This window comes from Ignatzschineria sp. 22MB058224 (genome assembly GCF_058188435.1).
Genome location: NZ_CP187366.1, coordinates 1,980,182 through 1,995,005, shown reverse-complemented (window position 1 = coordinate 1,995,005; position 14,824 = coordinate 1,980,182). Strand labels below are relative to the sequence as shown.

Below are 14,824 nucleotides of genomic sequence, written 5' to 3'. Positions count from 1 at the left end.
TTCATGATGCGAAAATCACTACTCAAAATAGCACTATCATCGATACTCGCCCTATCACTGATCTCTGCCAATAATCTTATGGCTAACCCAAATAATAGGGAGCCGCAAGCTTTGAGTACATCTAAAGAATTTACTCTTTATTTTGATTTATCGCCTGCAGACATTGATGCACTAACAAAAAATCCTCGCTCTGCAAAAGCACTTACCAACCAAACGTGGTTACGGATTGCGGGTTATTATCCATCGTCCATGAAAATTGATGGTATGGCAGGTTCAGATACGCGTATCGCTATTGGCAAGTATCAGGAATCTCTTGGACAGAAAGCTGATGGTATTCCGCATCCTCAATGGGAGAGCCCTTTAGAAACAGAAGTCAGAAAGGCAGTTCAAAGACAACTACAACTTCTCGGATTTTATAATGGAACAATTGATGGCCGTAATGGCACTGCAACCCGCAATGCGATTCGGGCTTATGAAAAAAGTGTAAATTTACAGGAAACAGGAACTTTAGCTCCTATTGTCTTATTTCATCTATTCAACCCTCGTTTCCTGCCTGAGAATGCCAAAACAACATCTCGGGAAACCTCAACAGTAATAGAAAAATCTGCACTTGAAGAAGCTCCTAAGAATGAAAAGACAACTTCCATTCAAGAACCCGCCGCAAAAGATCGCTCTTCAACTACAATGACGACAATAACCTCCAATACAGTACAGGTACCCAACAGTGATCAACATTCGGCTAGTTCCGACACCGAAGCTCCCCAAGTAGACAACAACACTAATGATATTACTCTCCCTTTTGCACCAGCAACTCAGGGAGCCCTTTCTATTTTAGCAAAAGATAATCCCCCCGTAAGCGTCTCTAACCTTGAAGAAGCTGAAGATATTGAGAACGATCCCGAAGGCCGAATAGCCCTCAAAAGTATCGTGGAACTTGAAGAACCTCTACGACCATTTGAGTTATCACGCGCCGAAGTCGATCAAATTTTAATTAAAGCTAAGCGCTCTGATATCTTTTTTGCACAAGTTGCCTTGAGCCTTTTAGATCTCTATGAGGGACCACTTGATGGTGCCAACGGCCCGGCAACCCGCTCTGCAATTCGTGCATTTGAAAAAGCTCTCAATCAAAAAGAAACAGGTGAGATTCTACCTCGTTGGCAAACGCCTCTACGCCAAATAATGTATCGTCTAGTCCAATATCGCCTAAAACAAGATGGATTATATGAAGGAGAAATTGATGGGATTACCGGTTCCGGCACCCGTAATGCAATCAAAGCCTATGAAAAATCTGTCAATACCGAAGAAGTAGGACAATTAACACCGGCATTACTCCTTACACTTTTCAATACTGACCTCAATGAACCAATGGTAGATAGCGAGGAAATTCCTACGGACTCTCCTGAAGATGTCACTGACGATGGAACTTCGCCAGTTTCTGCAGAAGAAGATCAAGAACTCAAAGCTGATAGCAATAAGAATGAGGAGGTTTACCGTTCTTCTGTGAAAAAATTTGACCTTTCTCATACCAAAAGTAAAGAAGATATTGCACTTTCTCAGCTACAATTAGCCTATCTAGGTTTCTTATCTGGCACTGTTGATGGCTTAACCGGCCCATCCACCACCAATGCTGTAAAAGCCTTCCAAAAAGCTTTTAATCTTCCACAAACAGGAAAATTAGATAAGAAGACTCAAGAAAAATTGGATATTGAAAATATCAATAAGTTCCAACGTTATCTCAAACGCACCGAGTATATGAAAGATGATCCTACTGGAACTTTAGGTCCTAAGACTCGCCGCGCTATTGGAATTTTAAAAAACCGCTATGGCTATAAAGTCAATGAATCACTCGATATTCCTGCATATCTCATCCTGATTGATGAAGAGCAAGATACTAAATTTTCAAAAGAGTACTACGAAAAAGTTATTAAGCTTCGTGAAGCTGAAGAGAGTATCAAGGAGACGCAAGCATTCCTCATTGGTTTTGGCGTTCTTAATGGCAAAGCCGATGGAAAAATGGGGCCTGCGACAGAAAAAGCAATTAGCACATATCGTTCACAACAAGGATTAAGTAAAGGTAATCAGATTGATAATAACCTTCTACAATCTTTTAAGAAAGCTGCACCTAAACAAGCGCAAGCCTACCTACAAAAATTGGGGTACCCAATAAAACCAGATGGGATTTTTGGTAAAAATTCCAAGAAACAATTAAATGCATTCTTAAAGACACAAAAAAAACCTGCTTCAGATATTGTAACGGCTACCATTTTAATGGACTTAAAAACAGCCTTAGAACAGAAACTTACCCGAAATGGTTCACAATCATCCTCTACAAGCTCGGCAACAACACGCAAAACAGGTACCGCGCCACGTTTACAAAAAGGCTTACAGCAAGAAAAAATCCTATCTAATGCACCCTCAAGCACGGTAAATGGTACATTACAGATTATGAAAAATAATTCAGGGGCAGTAGTTGGCTGCAAGGTAAAAAATATTACGATGGCTGCTGACTGGTGCAGTGGTAAACGAAATGGATCTAGCTGCCGAGTTCTCTATCGAAATGGACGCGTTCTCTCGATGAACTGTAAATAAATTATCACAATAGTACTGTACAAAAGCTCAACCTTAATTATTATTAATGTTGAGCTTTTTTATATTTCTTAGAAAGCCGATTATTAGGGGAACTACATCGCTTATCGAGCTCTTAAAGAGTATTCACCAGAATAGATACGCTGAACTTGCCCATTACTCGTCTCAATTAAGAGCGCCCCAGAATAATCAATACCCACCTCTTTTCCATATAACGTTTTATTTTCAGCAATAAGTTGAATTTTTTTACCATAAAAACAGCTATATTTTGGCCATTCCCTAACTAAATCTGGTAATCGTAATCTGTTCAAATACGCTTGCGATAATTGATAAATAGATTCCACTAAACTGGCAACTAATTGATTGCGATCAATAGGCTTACCCAAAACTGCTTCGCAACAAGTTGGATGATTATCTAATAATTGAAGACCCTGATCGTGATGATTATTCACACCGATTCCTATCACTACCTCAATCATCCCTGCACGGACTTGGCTCTCTATCAAAATACCTGCAATTTTCTGACCATTGACCCAGACATCATTAGGCCATTTAAGCTTCGCCTCACACACTCCTTGCGCTTTAAGTGCCTGCAGTAAAACAAAACCAACATATAAACTTAATGAATTTAGCTGCTCTGCAATGTCTAGAGAAAATCGACATTTTAATGAGAAATAAAGATTTTTTGCCAATGGTGAAACCCATGTTTTTTCACGTCGTCCACGACCTTTCTTCTGCATTTCAGCGACAACAACATCAATATCAAACACCGAATCTTTTTTACCTATTAATTCTAGATTCGTCGATTCTGTGGAAAAAAGTGTCGCAATACGCATCTTATTAGCGATAAAAGAAGGGATAGAAGCAATAATGGAGTCTTGAGCTAAAGGTATATAGCTTATCAATGTTATCAAGCTTTGTCGTCTTGGATTATACTCATAAAAATCACTCAATGATGCAAGCGAAATAACGACGGTCTCAAGCTGTGACTCATCAAGCTGCAAGTTTAAGGCGAGATCTGATAAACAATACTCCCCTTTCTGAGAAACCAGCTTGAACAAGCGCTCTATCAACATCATTTTTGTCATTTTTAATATCCCAATAAAAAAGAGTGCTTCGATTATAAAGCACTCTTTCCATTAAAAATTCTTTAAATTAGCTAAAGAAAATTACTCCAAAAAGCAGAACCCAGCCTGTTAAGCAGAGTAAACCGATAATATAGAGTGGTAATTTGTAAATAAATACACTTTCAGACATGCCAACTTCCCCACAAATTATTCACTATGAAATAAGATTATAATACATTAACAACAGCTTCCGCCGCAAGCTCAATATTCTGATCGTTCAATGCAGCAATACAAATTCGGCCAGAGTTAACTGTATAGATAGCATAATCTTTTTTCATTTTCTCAACTTGATCTGAGCTAAGTCCTGAGTAAGAAAACATCCCTGCTTGCGCATTAATAAAACTAAAATCAACTTTATCTTGTTTACTATTGAGAAGTGCTACAAATTTTGCGCGCATTGATTTAATACGATCACGCATTTCAGCTAGTTCTTTTTCCCAAGAAGTTCTTAATATGGGATTTGCCAAAACATAATGAACTAATTGCGCACCATAGGCAGGAGGTGAAGAGTATATTGCCCGCACCATTGTTTTTAACTGTGATGTGATACGCTCCTGCTCTTCTTGGCTAGAAGTAATCACTGTTAGCGCGCCAATGCGTTCACTATAAAGAGAGAATGATTTTGAAAATGAGGTCGCAATAAAAACCGGAATATTCTGTTCAGCAAAAATATGAATCGCTTCAGCATCTTCGCGAATACCCTTAGAAAAACCTTGGTAAGCCATATCTAAGAATGGAATTAGATCGCGTTCTTTAAATACTTGTGCAAGTTTTTGCCACTGCTCTGTCGTTAAATCTGCGCCCGTTGGGTTATGACAACATGCATGTAAAACAACAATTGATTTCATCGGTAATTGACAAACAAATTGATAAAAATTATCAAAAGCAACACCTTTAGTCTCAGGATCAAAGTAAGGATAACTCTCTACTTTAAAACCCGCGCCTTCAAAGATTGCGATGTGATTATTCCAAGTTGGTGAAGAGACATACACTGTACTATCTGGAACAATGGTAGATAAAAAGTCACCACCGACTTTTAGAGCGCCCGTCCCACCCAGCGATTGAACCGTTGCCAAACGTTTATCTTGATAAAGTGAATGATCTTCCGTAAAAAGCAACTTTTGCACACAATCCACATAACTTCCAAGCCCACTCATGGGCAAATATACTTTCGGCTCTGGATGTTCAAAAAGATATTTTTCAGCTTCTTGTACAGCTTTCAAAACTGGTACTTTTCCTTCATGGTCTGAATAGATACCAATACTTAAATTTACTTTTTTTTCGCGTGGATCTTTCTTATATGCCTCAACGACTCCCAGAATTGCATCATCAGCTGCTAAAGGGACTTCATTAAATAATTTCATTGCTTCTTTTCCTCTCTTCACTCACTATAATGGCCAAACGTACATAACCGCAGGAACTACCGTAATAATTAACAATAGATCAAGCAGTAAACCCATTCGCCAATAATCCCCAAATTGATATCCGCCAGGTCCCATCACTAATGTATTAGAATGATGACCAATCGGCGTATTAAAAGCACAAGAGCATGCAATTGCAATAATCATTAGATATGGATCAATACTATGACCCATCATATTAGCGATTCCAACTGCAATAGGTGCCATAATCACCGCTGTTGCCGAACTATTAATCACATCCGTTACCAACATTGTAATTAACATGACTAAGGACAATACTAACATAGCAGGAAGTCCTTCTAAAAGCGGAACAATGGATGAAACAATAATATTTGTTGCGCCAGTTGATTCAAGAGCCGCACCAACCGTAATAAAACACCCCAAAAGTACCACTAGCGGTCCATCAATACTCTGATAAACCTCTCTTAGAGTAATTAATTTAAATATAATCAAGAGAAAAATCGCCAACGGAAAGGCAATATGAGGCGGTAAAATTTGAAAAGCAACAGCTAAAATCGATAACACAAAAATCCCCGCTGTCGGGAGCATTTTAGAAGAGGGCTTAAGACGAATATTACGCTCTGCTAAAGGCAGACAACCAAGATAACTCATCATCTCCGGTAATTCACGCTTATATCCTTGAATAAGAAGTATATCCCCAGCTTTTAGTGTTAAACGTGAAAAACGCTGTCGAATACGCTCTCCTTGTCGAGATATCCCTAAGATATTAATGTTGTACTGCTCTTTTAAATAAAGCTCTGAAATTGTAGCATTTGTGATACGCGCACCAGGATTGACAATCACTTCAAGCACTTCAATACTATCTGTACCATGCTTCTCTTTATTCTCTTTTGAAAAATCGATATCAACGCCCGTTAAGAGCTCAAGTTGTTTCAGATCTTCTGGTTGACCTTCGATTAATAAAATATCATTTACCCGTAAACTCTCTTCCTTACTTGGCGATAAGAGACGACGGGCTCCTCGCAATAATGTAACCACTTCAACATGATCTTCCGTCACTTTTTCAAGATCACGAATAGTTTTACCGATAAATTTGTTATTAGGCGTAATTGTCGCTTCAAGTAGATAATCATCTGTTTCAAAAAGTCGTTCATGGCGATCCGCACCCCGTACAGGAATTAAGCGCCATCCGATAAATGAGATATAAAGTAGCCCTACAACGACTACGACTATTCCTGTTGGTAAAAAATCGAACATCGTAAAAGCACCAACAGTTGAATCAGCGGTTTCCCGGTATTGCGCGATAATCATATTCGGAGGTGTTCCAATTAAGGTTACGGTTCCACCAAGCAAGGACGCAAATGCCATCGGCATTAAAAGTCGGGATGTTGGAATTTTATAGCGCTGCGACACTTGAATCGCAACCGGCATAATAAGTGCTAATGCTCCGACATCATTCATAAATGCGGAAAAGAATGCGACCAAACCAGTCAGCGTTAACACTAATAGTGCTGGTCGATCTGAAAAACGACTTAAATGCTGTGATAAATGATAGGTAACACCCGTATTACCTAATGCATTACTCAATACAAGGACGGATGCAACGGTAATTACCGCACGATGACTAAAGCCAGAAAATGCATTATTTATCGGGATCACGCCCACAAGAACAAGGGCTAATAGCGCCCCTAAAGCAACAACATCAAAACGCCAACGTCCCATCATAAAAGCGATAAAACTACATAGCAAAATCACCAACGCATAAAGTTGTACGTTGGTGATACCGTTAATTAGTGGTTCAGAAAACAATGTAAACATTGTGGCCTCATCTACTCACGTGATAATAATAATTTTTCCTGTGTAGAAAGCATAGTCGCTCGTTCTTCACTTGTAAATGGACGTTGATAATATTCACCTGTTTCACCATCTAAGATCCATGCCGTATAATCATCAAAATAGGAGAGTAGTCCCTCTCGAAGAATATGTGCTTTAATTGCTTCATTTACAATGGGCACAGCAATTTCAATTCGGCGGAAAAAGTTACGATGCATCCAATCGGCGCTTGAAATAAAAAGTGGTTGTTCACCACCATGACAAAAGCAAAATACCCTCGAATGCTCCAAAAAACGGCCAACAATTGAAATTACTCGAATATTTTCTGAAAATCCTTTTAATCCTGGCCGTAATGAACATGCGCCACGCACTAGCAGATCAATTTTCACACCCGCGTTAGAGGCTTCATAAAGCTTTTCAATTAAACTCTTTTCAAGAAGAGCATTCATTCGCGCAATAATATAAGCATCTCTCCCCGCTTTTGCCTCTTCAATTTCAAAATCAATATAAGAAATTAAGTTTTCATAAAGTGTGAAAGGTGACTGCCATAACCGACGAAATGTAGACGGCCGTCCTAAACTCCCTAAATTCACAAAAATATTCGTGATATCTTGCGCAATGTCACGATCACTCGTCATCAGAGCAAAATCGGTATAAACCTTAGCCGTTCCGGTATGATAATTCCCCGTACTTACATGCGTATAATATTCAAGATGATCTGGATTCTCATCTGTTGGCTCATGACGTACAATTAGCAACATTTTAGCATGCGTTTTGTAACCAAAAATCCCGTACACTACTTTTGCACCAGCTTCTTCTAAAATCGAAGCCCAGGCAAGATTCGTTTCCTCATCAAAGCGCGCCATTAACTCACAGACAACATTCACCTCTTTCCCATTTTTGGCAGCCGTAACTAAATGCTGCATTAATTGAGAATCATTACCCGTACGATAAATGGTCATACGAATCATTTGAACCTGAGGATCTTTTGCTGCTACCTCTAACAGCTGCACAGTTGGTGCAAAACTATCATAGGGATGATGAAACAACTGCTCTTTAGTACGAATTATTTCAAAAATATCCTCTTTTTCTTTCCATTTATCCGCATATTTGGGTTGAAATTCAGGATAAAAAAGTTCGGTATGCCCTTTTAGAAAAGTTCGTAATTCTCTAAAACGGGTCAAATCGATAAAATGATGAATCGGATAAATTTCTGAATCTTGAAGCTCAAACTCTTTTGCAAGAAAGTTTTCGATCCGTTTTGGCATCTGCTTGCTAATCTCAAGACGTACCGCATGCCCAAAGTTGCGCTGGTGTAGCTCGCCTTTCAATGCTTGGTGTAAATTAGTAAGCTCCTCTTTATCTATAAAAAGATGGCTATTGCGAGTGACACGAAATTGATACGCAGCTTTAATAGTAAAACCATTAAAAATCGTTGTAAGTTGATCTCGAATCACTTCACAAATAGAGGTAAAACGTATACCAGTACCCTTATTTTTTAAAAGGATAAGGGACGGAAGATTTTTAGGAAGGGATAACATTGCCGTATCCACTTCACGACCATAGGTATCTTTTCCCTCCAACTCTATAATGTAATTTAAAGATTTATTGTAAATATGAGGAAAAGGATGGGCAACATCAAGTGCAATAGGTGTCAAAAGCGGGTTAATAGACTCATGAAAGTAATTATCCAACTGATTACGATCTTCATCATCCCACTCTTTACGCTTAACAAATTTCACATTTGCTTCTTTTTCAAGAAGCGGCAAAATTCCATGAGAAAAGACTTTATACTGCTCATGTACTAAAGCTGATACTCGTTGATTAATCGACTCTTGCCAATCTAAAACAGAATCCCCATCAACATGAGTTTCCCCAGCAAAAATACGTTCTTTGATATTCGCAAACCGAACCTCAAAAAACTCATCAAGATTTGATGAGACAATAGTAATAAAATTGAGTCGTTCTAAAAGCGGTGTTTCAATATTTTCAGCTTGTTTCAAAACTCGTTCTTGAAATGCCAAGATCGATTTTTCTCGATTAATGAATGGTAAATCATCCATTGGTTTTACCCTCTCAAGTGAAAAAAAAGCCCGTCAACCTGACGGGCTTTTCAGTAATTATTAAAAACTTTTTAATCTGTTAACCGCATCTAGCTGAGATTTTGCTAACGACAGCTCAATCAGAGCTTTTTCGATATCCAAGTCAGATTTAGCACCTGACTCAAGAACAGCTTTAGCTTCAGCCCGAGCTTTTTCAACAGCGACGGCATCTAAATCCTTCGCCCTTTCAGCACTGTCCGCTAACACAATGATTTCTTGAGGTTGAATTTCAAGCAGACCGCCTGAAATCCAAATAATCTCCTCTTTACCATCTTCTAGTGTTAGACGAACTTGACCTGCCTTTAATTGCGCTAAAGTCGGAACGTGACCAGGATAAACACCTATCTCACCTGTAACTGCTGTTGCGGCAAAAAATGTCGCAACACCGGCATAAAGCTCTTTCTCAGCACTTACAACAGTGACATTGATAGTTTTCATATTATCCCCTTATTACTTCTTATTCTCTTTCGCGTAACGATCAAGAACTTCGTTAAAGTTTCCTGTCATATAGAACATTTGCTCAGGAATATGATCACCTTCACCTGCTAAAATCGCTTTAAAGCTTGTGATTGTATCTTGCAAAGAAACATATTTACCTGGCGCACCTGTGAATACTTCCGCAACATGGAATGGTTGCGATAAGAAACGTTGAATTTTACGTGCACGAGATACTGTTAATTTATCATCTTCTGATAACTCATCCATACCAAGAATTGCAATGATATCTTTCAATTCTTGATAACGCTGAAGAATCATCTGTACACCACGCGCTACATCGTAATGCTCTTGCCCAATAACTAATGGATCAAGCTGACGTGATGTTGAGTCAAGTGGGTCAACAGCAGGATAGATACCTAAAGAAGCAATATCACGAGAAAGAACGATTGTTGCATCTAAGTGAGCAAACGTTGTTGCCGGAGATGGGTCAGTTAAGTCATCCGCGGGTACGTATACTGCTTGTACTGATGTGATCGAACCTTTTTTCGTTGAGGTAATACGCTCTTGAAGTACACCCATCTCTTCAGCCAGTGTTGGCTGGTAACCTACCGCAGAAGGCATACGACCTAAAAGGGCTGAAACTTCAGTACCTGCTAGTGTATAACGATAGATATTATCGATAAAGAGAAGTACATCGCGACCTTCATCACGGAAGTACTCGGCCATTGTAAGGCCTGAAAGTGCTACACGTAGACGGTTTCCAGGTGGCTCATTCATCTGACCATACACCATCGCAACTTTATCAAGTACATTAGAATCTTTCATCTCGTAATAGAAGTCATTTCCTTCACGAGTACGCTCACCAACACCAGCAAACACTGAAAGACCTTCATGCGCTTTAGCAATATTGTTGATTAATTCCATCATATTGACAGTTTTACCAACACCAGCACCACCGAAAAGACCAACTTTACCACCTTTTGCAAACGGACAGAGTAAGTCAATAACTTTGATACCTGTTTCTAAAACTTCTGTTGAACCTGCTTGGTCTTCGTAGCTTGGCGCCTTACGATGAATCGCCCAATGCTCAGATGCTTCAACAGGACCAGCATAATCAACTGGGCGCCCGAGAACGTCCATGATACGACCTAATGTACCTGCTCCAACGGGTACAGAAATAGGGCTATGTGTATCCTCTACCTCTAATCCACGTTGTAAACCATCAGAACTTCCCATTGCGATTGTTCTTACAATTCCATCACCTAATTGTTGTTGAACTTCTAAGACTAGATCGTCTTTAGAGCCAACGACTTTCAGTGCACTATATATACTTGGTACGGCGTCACGTGGGAATTCCACGTCAACAACTGCACCAATTACCTGTACAATTTTTCCTGACATACTCTATCTAAACCTCTTTAACCCAAATTTTTGTTAACGTCGTACTAATTGATTGCTGCTGCACCACTGACAATCTCAGTAATTTCCTGAGTAATTGCTGCTTGACGAGCTTTGTTGTATACCAATTGTAATTCATCAATCAAGTCGCTAGCATTATCACTTGCGGCCTTCATTGCTATCATTCGCGCAGCCATTTCACAGGCAACGTTTTCAACAACTGCTTGATAAATAACATATTCAATATAACGATCTAACACAATATTCATAAGCTCTACTGGCGCAGAATCATAGACATAATCCCATGCTAAGCTTGAATTACTCGCAAGGCTTTCAAAGCCCAAACGATCTTGCAATGCCCCAGGGATTACTGGTAACACTTGGATCGCTGACGGCTTTTGCGTCATCGTATTCACAAACTCGTTAGCAAAAACATGGAGTTCATCAATTTTTCCATCTTGGAAAAGATCTAGCATTGTGGTTGTGACGCCAATTAGATCCTTAGACGCGGGGGTATCACCTAAATTATTTACCGATGCTACAAGATTTCCACCAAAACGTGAGAAGAAAGCATTTGCTTTATTCCCAATCGTTGCAATCTCAACCTCAATGCCTTGCTCATGCCACTCTTTCATTTTATTAGCAACGACTTTAAATAAGTTATTATTCAAGCCACCTGCTAAGCCACGATCTGAGCTAACGACGATAATTCCTACACGTTTTGTGTCACGTGGAATCAAATATTGATGTTTGAACTCTTCAGGTGTTGCTTCACCAAGATGCGCAGCGAGCTTAATGATTTGCTGAGCATATGGCAAAGATTTATTGCGGCGAATCTGCGTAGCACGCATTTTACTTGCTGCAACCATCTCCATCGCACTAGTAATTTTTTGAGTATTACTAATACTTTTAATCTTACTACGTATTTCTTTTCCAACAGCCATGAAATTCCTACCTAATTGCTATTTGACACCAACTCGAAAACAGCCGTTATGCTGTTTTCCAGCTTTCACCTTTCTTAAATTGACTTACAACTTTATCAAGTGCTGCAAGAACTTCGTCATTGTAAGCGCCTTTACTGTTGATGTCTTTTAAGAGATCTTGGTCTGTTGCGTTTGCTGAAACAACTAAACCATGCGCAAATGGTCGAACTTCTTCGATTGGCAAATCATCTACATATTTATATTCAATTGCATAGAGGATAAGTGCCATCTCTGCAATGCTATATGGACGATATTGCGCTTGCTTCATAAGCTCCATAACGCGCTGACCACGAGCCAACTGACGACGAGTTACTTCATCAAGGTCTGATGCAAATTGTGAGAACGCTGCAAGCTCACGGTATTGAGCAAGTGCTAAGCGAACACCACCACCTAATTTACTAATTAGTTTTGTCTGAGCCGCACCACCAACACGAGATACTGAAATACCAGCATTCATTGCAGGACGTACACCAGAATTGAAGAGACCAGACTCTAAGAAAATCTGTCCATCAGTAATCGAAATAACGTTAGTTGGTACAAACGCCGAAACGTCTCCACCTTGTGTTTCGATAATGGGTAATGCTGTCAATGAACCAGTCTTACCTTTCACTTCACCATTTGTAAACTTCTCAACATAATCTGCGTTTACACGAGCTGCACGCTCAAGAAGACGTGAATGAAGATAGAAAACATCCCCAGGATATGCTTCACGACCTGGAGGACGACGAAGCAGGAGTGAAATTTGACGATATGCCACTGCTTGTTTTGATAAGTCATCATAAATGATTAACGCGTCTTCACCCCGGTCACGGAAATACTCACCCATCGTACAACCTGTATACGCTGATAAATATTGCATTGCCGCTGAATCAGAAGCACCTGCTGCAACAACGATCGTATGATCCATCGCACCATGCTCTTCAAGTTTTGCAACAATATTAGCAATTGTTGAGTTTTTCTGACCAATCGCCACATAAATACACTTAATACCACTATTTTTTTGGTTAATAATTGTATCAATTGCAATTGCAGTTTTACCTGTTTGACGGTCACCAATGATTAACTCACGTTGACCACGCCCAACTGGAACCATTGAGTCAATCGCGATATAACCTGTTTGCATTGGTTGATCAACCGATTGACGGTCAATAACACCTGGCGCGATTTGCTCGATCGGTGCGGTAAGCTTTGTACCTAGCTCCCCTTTGCCATCAATAGGATTACCAAGACCATCAACTACACGGCCAAGTAACTCTGGACCAATTGGGGTTTCAAGAATGCGACCCGTACATCTTACTTTGTCGCCTTCTGTAATTTTTTCGTAATCACCAAGAAGCACAACCCCTACTGAATCTCTTTCAAGATTTAGCGCAAGGCCACGTACACCGTGTGGAAGCTCAACCATTTCACCTTGCATCACAGAGTCGATTCCGTGAACACGAGCAATCCCATCAGTTAAACTAACAACCGTACCTTCCGTTCTCTCTTCAGGTTTGAGTTCAAATTCTTCAATCTTGGATTTAATGAGATCACTGATCTCAGATGGATTTAATTGCATCTTTTAAATCTTCCTCTTATATTCATTAAACTTAATTCATTGATCGGATCATGCCATCTAAACGGCCTAAAATTGAACCATCAATGACTAAATCATCTATTTGTAAAATAGCACCACCTAATAAGGAAGGCGAAATGGTTACTGTTAATTCGATCTCTTTATTAAAACGTTTTTGAAGTGCTTTAACAAACATCTCTCTTTGCGCATCCGTTAAGGGATATGCACTTTGCATTTCTACCTCAAGAATGTTTCGCTTAGCCAATAAACGCGCTCTGTATTCGTCATAAACAGAAGGCAAAATCTCATAGCGCTTGTTTTCACTAATCGCTAGTAAAAAACCATTCTCTTCTTTGGTGAGGTCACGATTCATAATCTTAGCTGATAAGTCACCTAAGAATGCTTTTTTCTTTTCGACCCCTAACTCAGGTAAGTCCATAACTTCTTGTGTTACCGTTTCACTCATCAAGTCTTTTAATGAGCAAAGAAACTGCGCCCAACGATCTTCGCTTTTCGCATCTTCTTTGGCAATCATCATTACGGCTTCTGCGTAAGGTCTTGCTACTGTTGCTAATTCTGACATATTTACTTTTACATCGTTTATTAGTTATCAAAATGCTCTTCAAATAGAAGAGCAGGCGACTAGAGCTGATTTGCTAACTCTTCTAACATCTTAGCATGAGTTTTCTCGTCAACTTCTTTCTCAATGATTTTGCTCGCACCTTGGATACTCAAAGCGACTACTTGTTGTCTCAAACTTTCTTTAGCTTGATTAAACTCTGCTTCGATTTTATTGTGCGCTGCTTCAATCTCTCTTTGCCCAACTTCTCTGCTATCTTCTTTTGACTTTGCAATCAAACTATCTGCTTGTTGTTGTGCTCTACCAACAAGGTTTGCGGCTTCTACATGAGCTTTTTTAAGTAACTCATCGACTTCCGCTTCAGCTGTTGCTTGAGCGGCTACGCTCTCTTCAGCAGCTGCTAAACCTTCAGCAATTTTCGCACGTCTCTCTTCAATAGCTTTGATTAAAGGTGGCCAGATAAACTTCATAACCACCAAAACCAAAATGAAAAAGACGATAAACTGGGCAATCAAGGTTGCGTTAATATTCATTTTACTACCTATCCTTTATATGCCTGTATAACAAATGTCTTTACCACTTAAGCTTAAGTGTAATGTAATTACGCACCTGCGAATACAGTCATACCGAAGAATACTGCGATACCAACACCGATTAAGAAAGCCGCATCAATAAGACCTACAAGAATGAATACTTTTGGTAAAAGAGAATCCATGATCTCTGGTTGTCTTGCAGATGCTTCAATGTATTTAGAACCCAACATAGAGATTCCGATTGCCGCACCAATTGCACCAAGACCAACGATAATACCGCAAGCAATTGCAACTAAACCCATAATAT

At 39.5% G+C, this 14,824-nt stretch carries 12 protein-coding genes; 1 reads left to right on the top strand and 11 read right to left on the bottom strand.

Annotated features, from left to right (window positions below; translation table 11 throughout):
• Window positions 1–3: 3 nt before the first annotated feature.
• On the top strand, window positions 4–2,589 hold the full coding sequence (locus ACPF7B_RS08755; RefSeq protein ID WP_490505426.1) for a peptidoglycan-binding protein: 2,586 nt from the start codon (window positions 4–6) through the stop codon (window positions 2,587–2,589).
• Between the two features lie 101 nt (window positions 2,590–2,690).
• Here the strand turns inward: ACPF7B_RS08755 and ACPF7B_RS08750 are convergent, their stop codons facing one another.
• The 11 genes from ACPF7B_RS08750 to atpE all read right to left on the bottom strand — a co-directional run bounded on the left by ACPF7B_RS08750 (window position 2,691) and on the right by atpE (window position 14,819).
• Window positions 2,691–3,674: a biotin--[acetyl-CoA-carboxylase] ligase gene (locus tag ACPF7B_RS08750; protein ID WP_490505425.1), complete on the bottom strand. Its 984-nt coding sequence runs from the start codon at window positions 3,672–3,674 to the stop codon at window positions 2,691–2,693.
• A 206-nt stretch (window positions 3,675–3,880) separates the two neighbouring features.
• Complete coding sequence (locus ACPF7B_RS08745; protein ID WP_490505424.1) at window positions 3,881–5,077, bottom strand: amino acid aminotransferase; 1,197 nt, start codon at window positions 5,075–5,077, stop codon at window positions 3,881–3,883.
• Between the two features lie 24 nt (window positions 5,078–5,101).
• On the bottom strand, window positions 5,102–6,913 hold the full coding sequence (locus tag ACPF7B_RS08740; RefSeq protein WP_490505423.1) for an SLC13 family permease: 1,812 nt from the start codon (window positions 6,911–6,913) through the stop codon (window positions 5,102–5,104).
• An 11-nt stretch (window positions 6,914–6,924) separates the two neighbouring features.
• Window positions 6,925–8,991 (bottom strand): polyphosphate kinase 1, encoded by a 2,067-nt coding sequence (gene ppk1 / locus ACPF7B_RS08735; protein ID WP_490505422.1) that lies wholly within the window; start codon window positions 8,989–8,991, stop codon window positions 6,925–6,927.
• Window positions 8,992–9,051: 60 nt separating this feature from the next.
• Entirely contained in the window at window positions 9,052–9,468 is a 417-nt protein-coding gene (locus tag ACPF7B_RS08730) for a F0F1 ATP synthase subunit epsilon (RefSeq protein WP_490505421.1), read from the bottom strand.
• A 12-nt stretch (window positions 9,469–9,480) separates the two neighbouring features.
• Window positions 9,481–10,869 (bottom strand): F0F1 ATP synthase subunit beta, encoded by a 1,389-nt coding sequence (atpD, locus tag ACPF7B_RS08725; RefSeq protein WP_490505420.1) that lies wholly within the window; start codon window positions 10,867–10,869, stop codon window positions 9,481–9,483.
• 44 nt (window positions 10,870–10,913) lie between these two features.
• Window positions 10,914–11,810, bottom strand: a complete 897-nt coding sequence (atpG, locus tag ACPF7B_RS08720; RefSeq protein ID WP_490505419.1) for a F0F1 ATP synthase subunit gamma — start codon at window positions 11,808–11,810, stop codon at window positions 10,914–10,916.
• A gap of 46 nt (window positions 11,811–11,856) precedes the next feature.
• Window positions 11,857–13,407, bottom strand: coding sequence for a F0F1 ATP synthase subunit alpha (gene atpA / locus ACPF7B_RS08715; protein WP_490505418.1), 1,551 nt, complete (start codon window positions 13,405–13,407; stop codon window positions 11,857–11,859).
• A 31-nt stretch (window positions 13,408–13,438) separates the two neighbouring features.
• Complete coding sequence (locus tag ACPF7B_RS08710) at window positions 13,439–13,987, bottom strand: F0F1 ATP synthase subunit delta (protein ID WP_490505417.1); 549 nt, start codon at window positions 13,985–13,987, stop codon at window positions 13,439–13,441.
• 59 nt (window positions 13,988–14,046) lie between these two features.
• Window positions 14,047–14,517 carry a F0F1 ATP synthase subunit B gene (locus tag ACPF7B_RS08705; RefSeq protein WP_490505416.1) on the bottom strand — a complete coding sequence of 157 codons (471 nt, stop codon included), beginning with the start codon at window positions 14,515–14,517 and terminating at the stop codon, window positions 14,047–14,049.
• A gap of 68 nt (window positions 14,518–14,585) precedes the next feature.
• Window positions 14,586–14,819 carry a F0F1 ATP synthase subunit C gene (gene atpE / locus ACPF7B_RS08700; RefSeq protein ID WP_026878830.1) on the bottom strand — a complete coding sequence of 78 codons (234 nt, stop codon included), beginning with the start codon at window positions 14,817–14,819 and terminating at the stop codon, window positions 14,586–14,588.
• Window positions 14,820–14,824: the final 5 nt, after the last annotated feature.

Bases quoted from the DNA above. Each gene is read 5' to 3' on its own strand.
- atpG (WP_490505419.1), bottom strand. From the start codon at position 11,810: ATGGCTGTTGGAAAAGAAATACGTAGTAAGATTAAAAGTATTAGTAAT.
- ACPF7B_RS08740 (WP_490505423.1), bottom strand. From the start codon at position 6,913: ATGTTTACATTGTTTTCTGAACCACTAATTAACGGTATCACCAACGTA.
- atpE (WP_026878830.1), bottom strand. From the start codon at position 14,819: ATGGGTTTAGTTGCAATTGCTTGCGGTATTATCGTTGGTCTTGGTGCA.
- ACPF7B_RS08705 (WP_490505416.1), bottom strand. From the start codon at position 14,517: ATGAATATTAACGCAACCTTGATTGCCCAGTTTATCGTCTTTTTCATT.
- ACPF7B_RS08730 (WP_490505421.1), bottom strand. From the start codon at position 9,468: ATGAAAACTATCAATGTCACTGTTGTAAGTGCTGAGAAAGAGCTTTAT.
- ACPF7B_RS08755 (WP_490505426.1), top strand. From the start codon at position 4: ATGATGCGAAAATCACTACTCAAAATAGCACTATCATCGATACTCGCC.
- ACPF7B_RS08745 (WP_490505424.1), bottom strand. From the start codon at position 5,077: ATGAAATTATTTAATGAAGTCCCTTTAGCAGCTGATGATGCAATTCTG.
- ACPF7B_RS08750 (WP_490505425.1), bottom strand. From the start codon at position 3,674: ATGACAAAAATGATGTTGATAGAGCGCTTGTTCAAGCTGGTTTCTCAG.
- ACPF7B_RS08710 (WP_490505417.1), bottom strand. From the start codon at position 13,987: ATGTCAGAATTAGCAACAGTAGCAAGACCTTACGCAGAAGCCGTAATG.
- atpD (WP_490505420.1), bottom strand. From the start codon at position 10,869: ATGTCAGGAAAAATTGTACAGGTAATTGGTGCAGTTGTTGACGTGGAA.
- atpA (WP_490505418.1), bottom strand. From the start codon at position 13,407: ATGCAATTAAATCCATCTGAGATCAGTGATCTCATTAAATCCAAGATT.
- ppk1 (WP_490505422.1), bottom strand. From the start codon at position 8,991: ATGGATGATTTACCATTCATTAATCGAGAAAAATCGATCTTGGCATTT.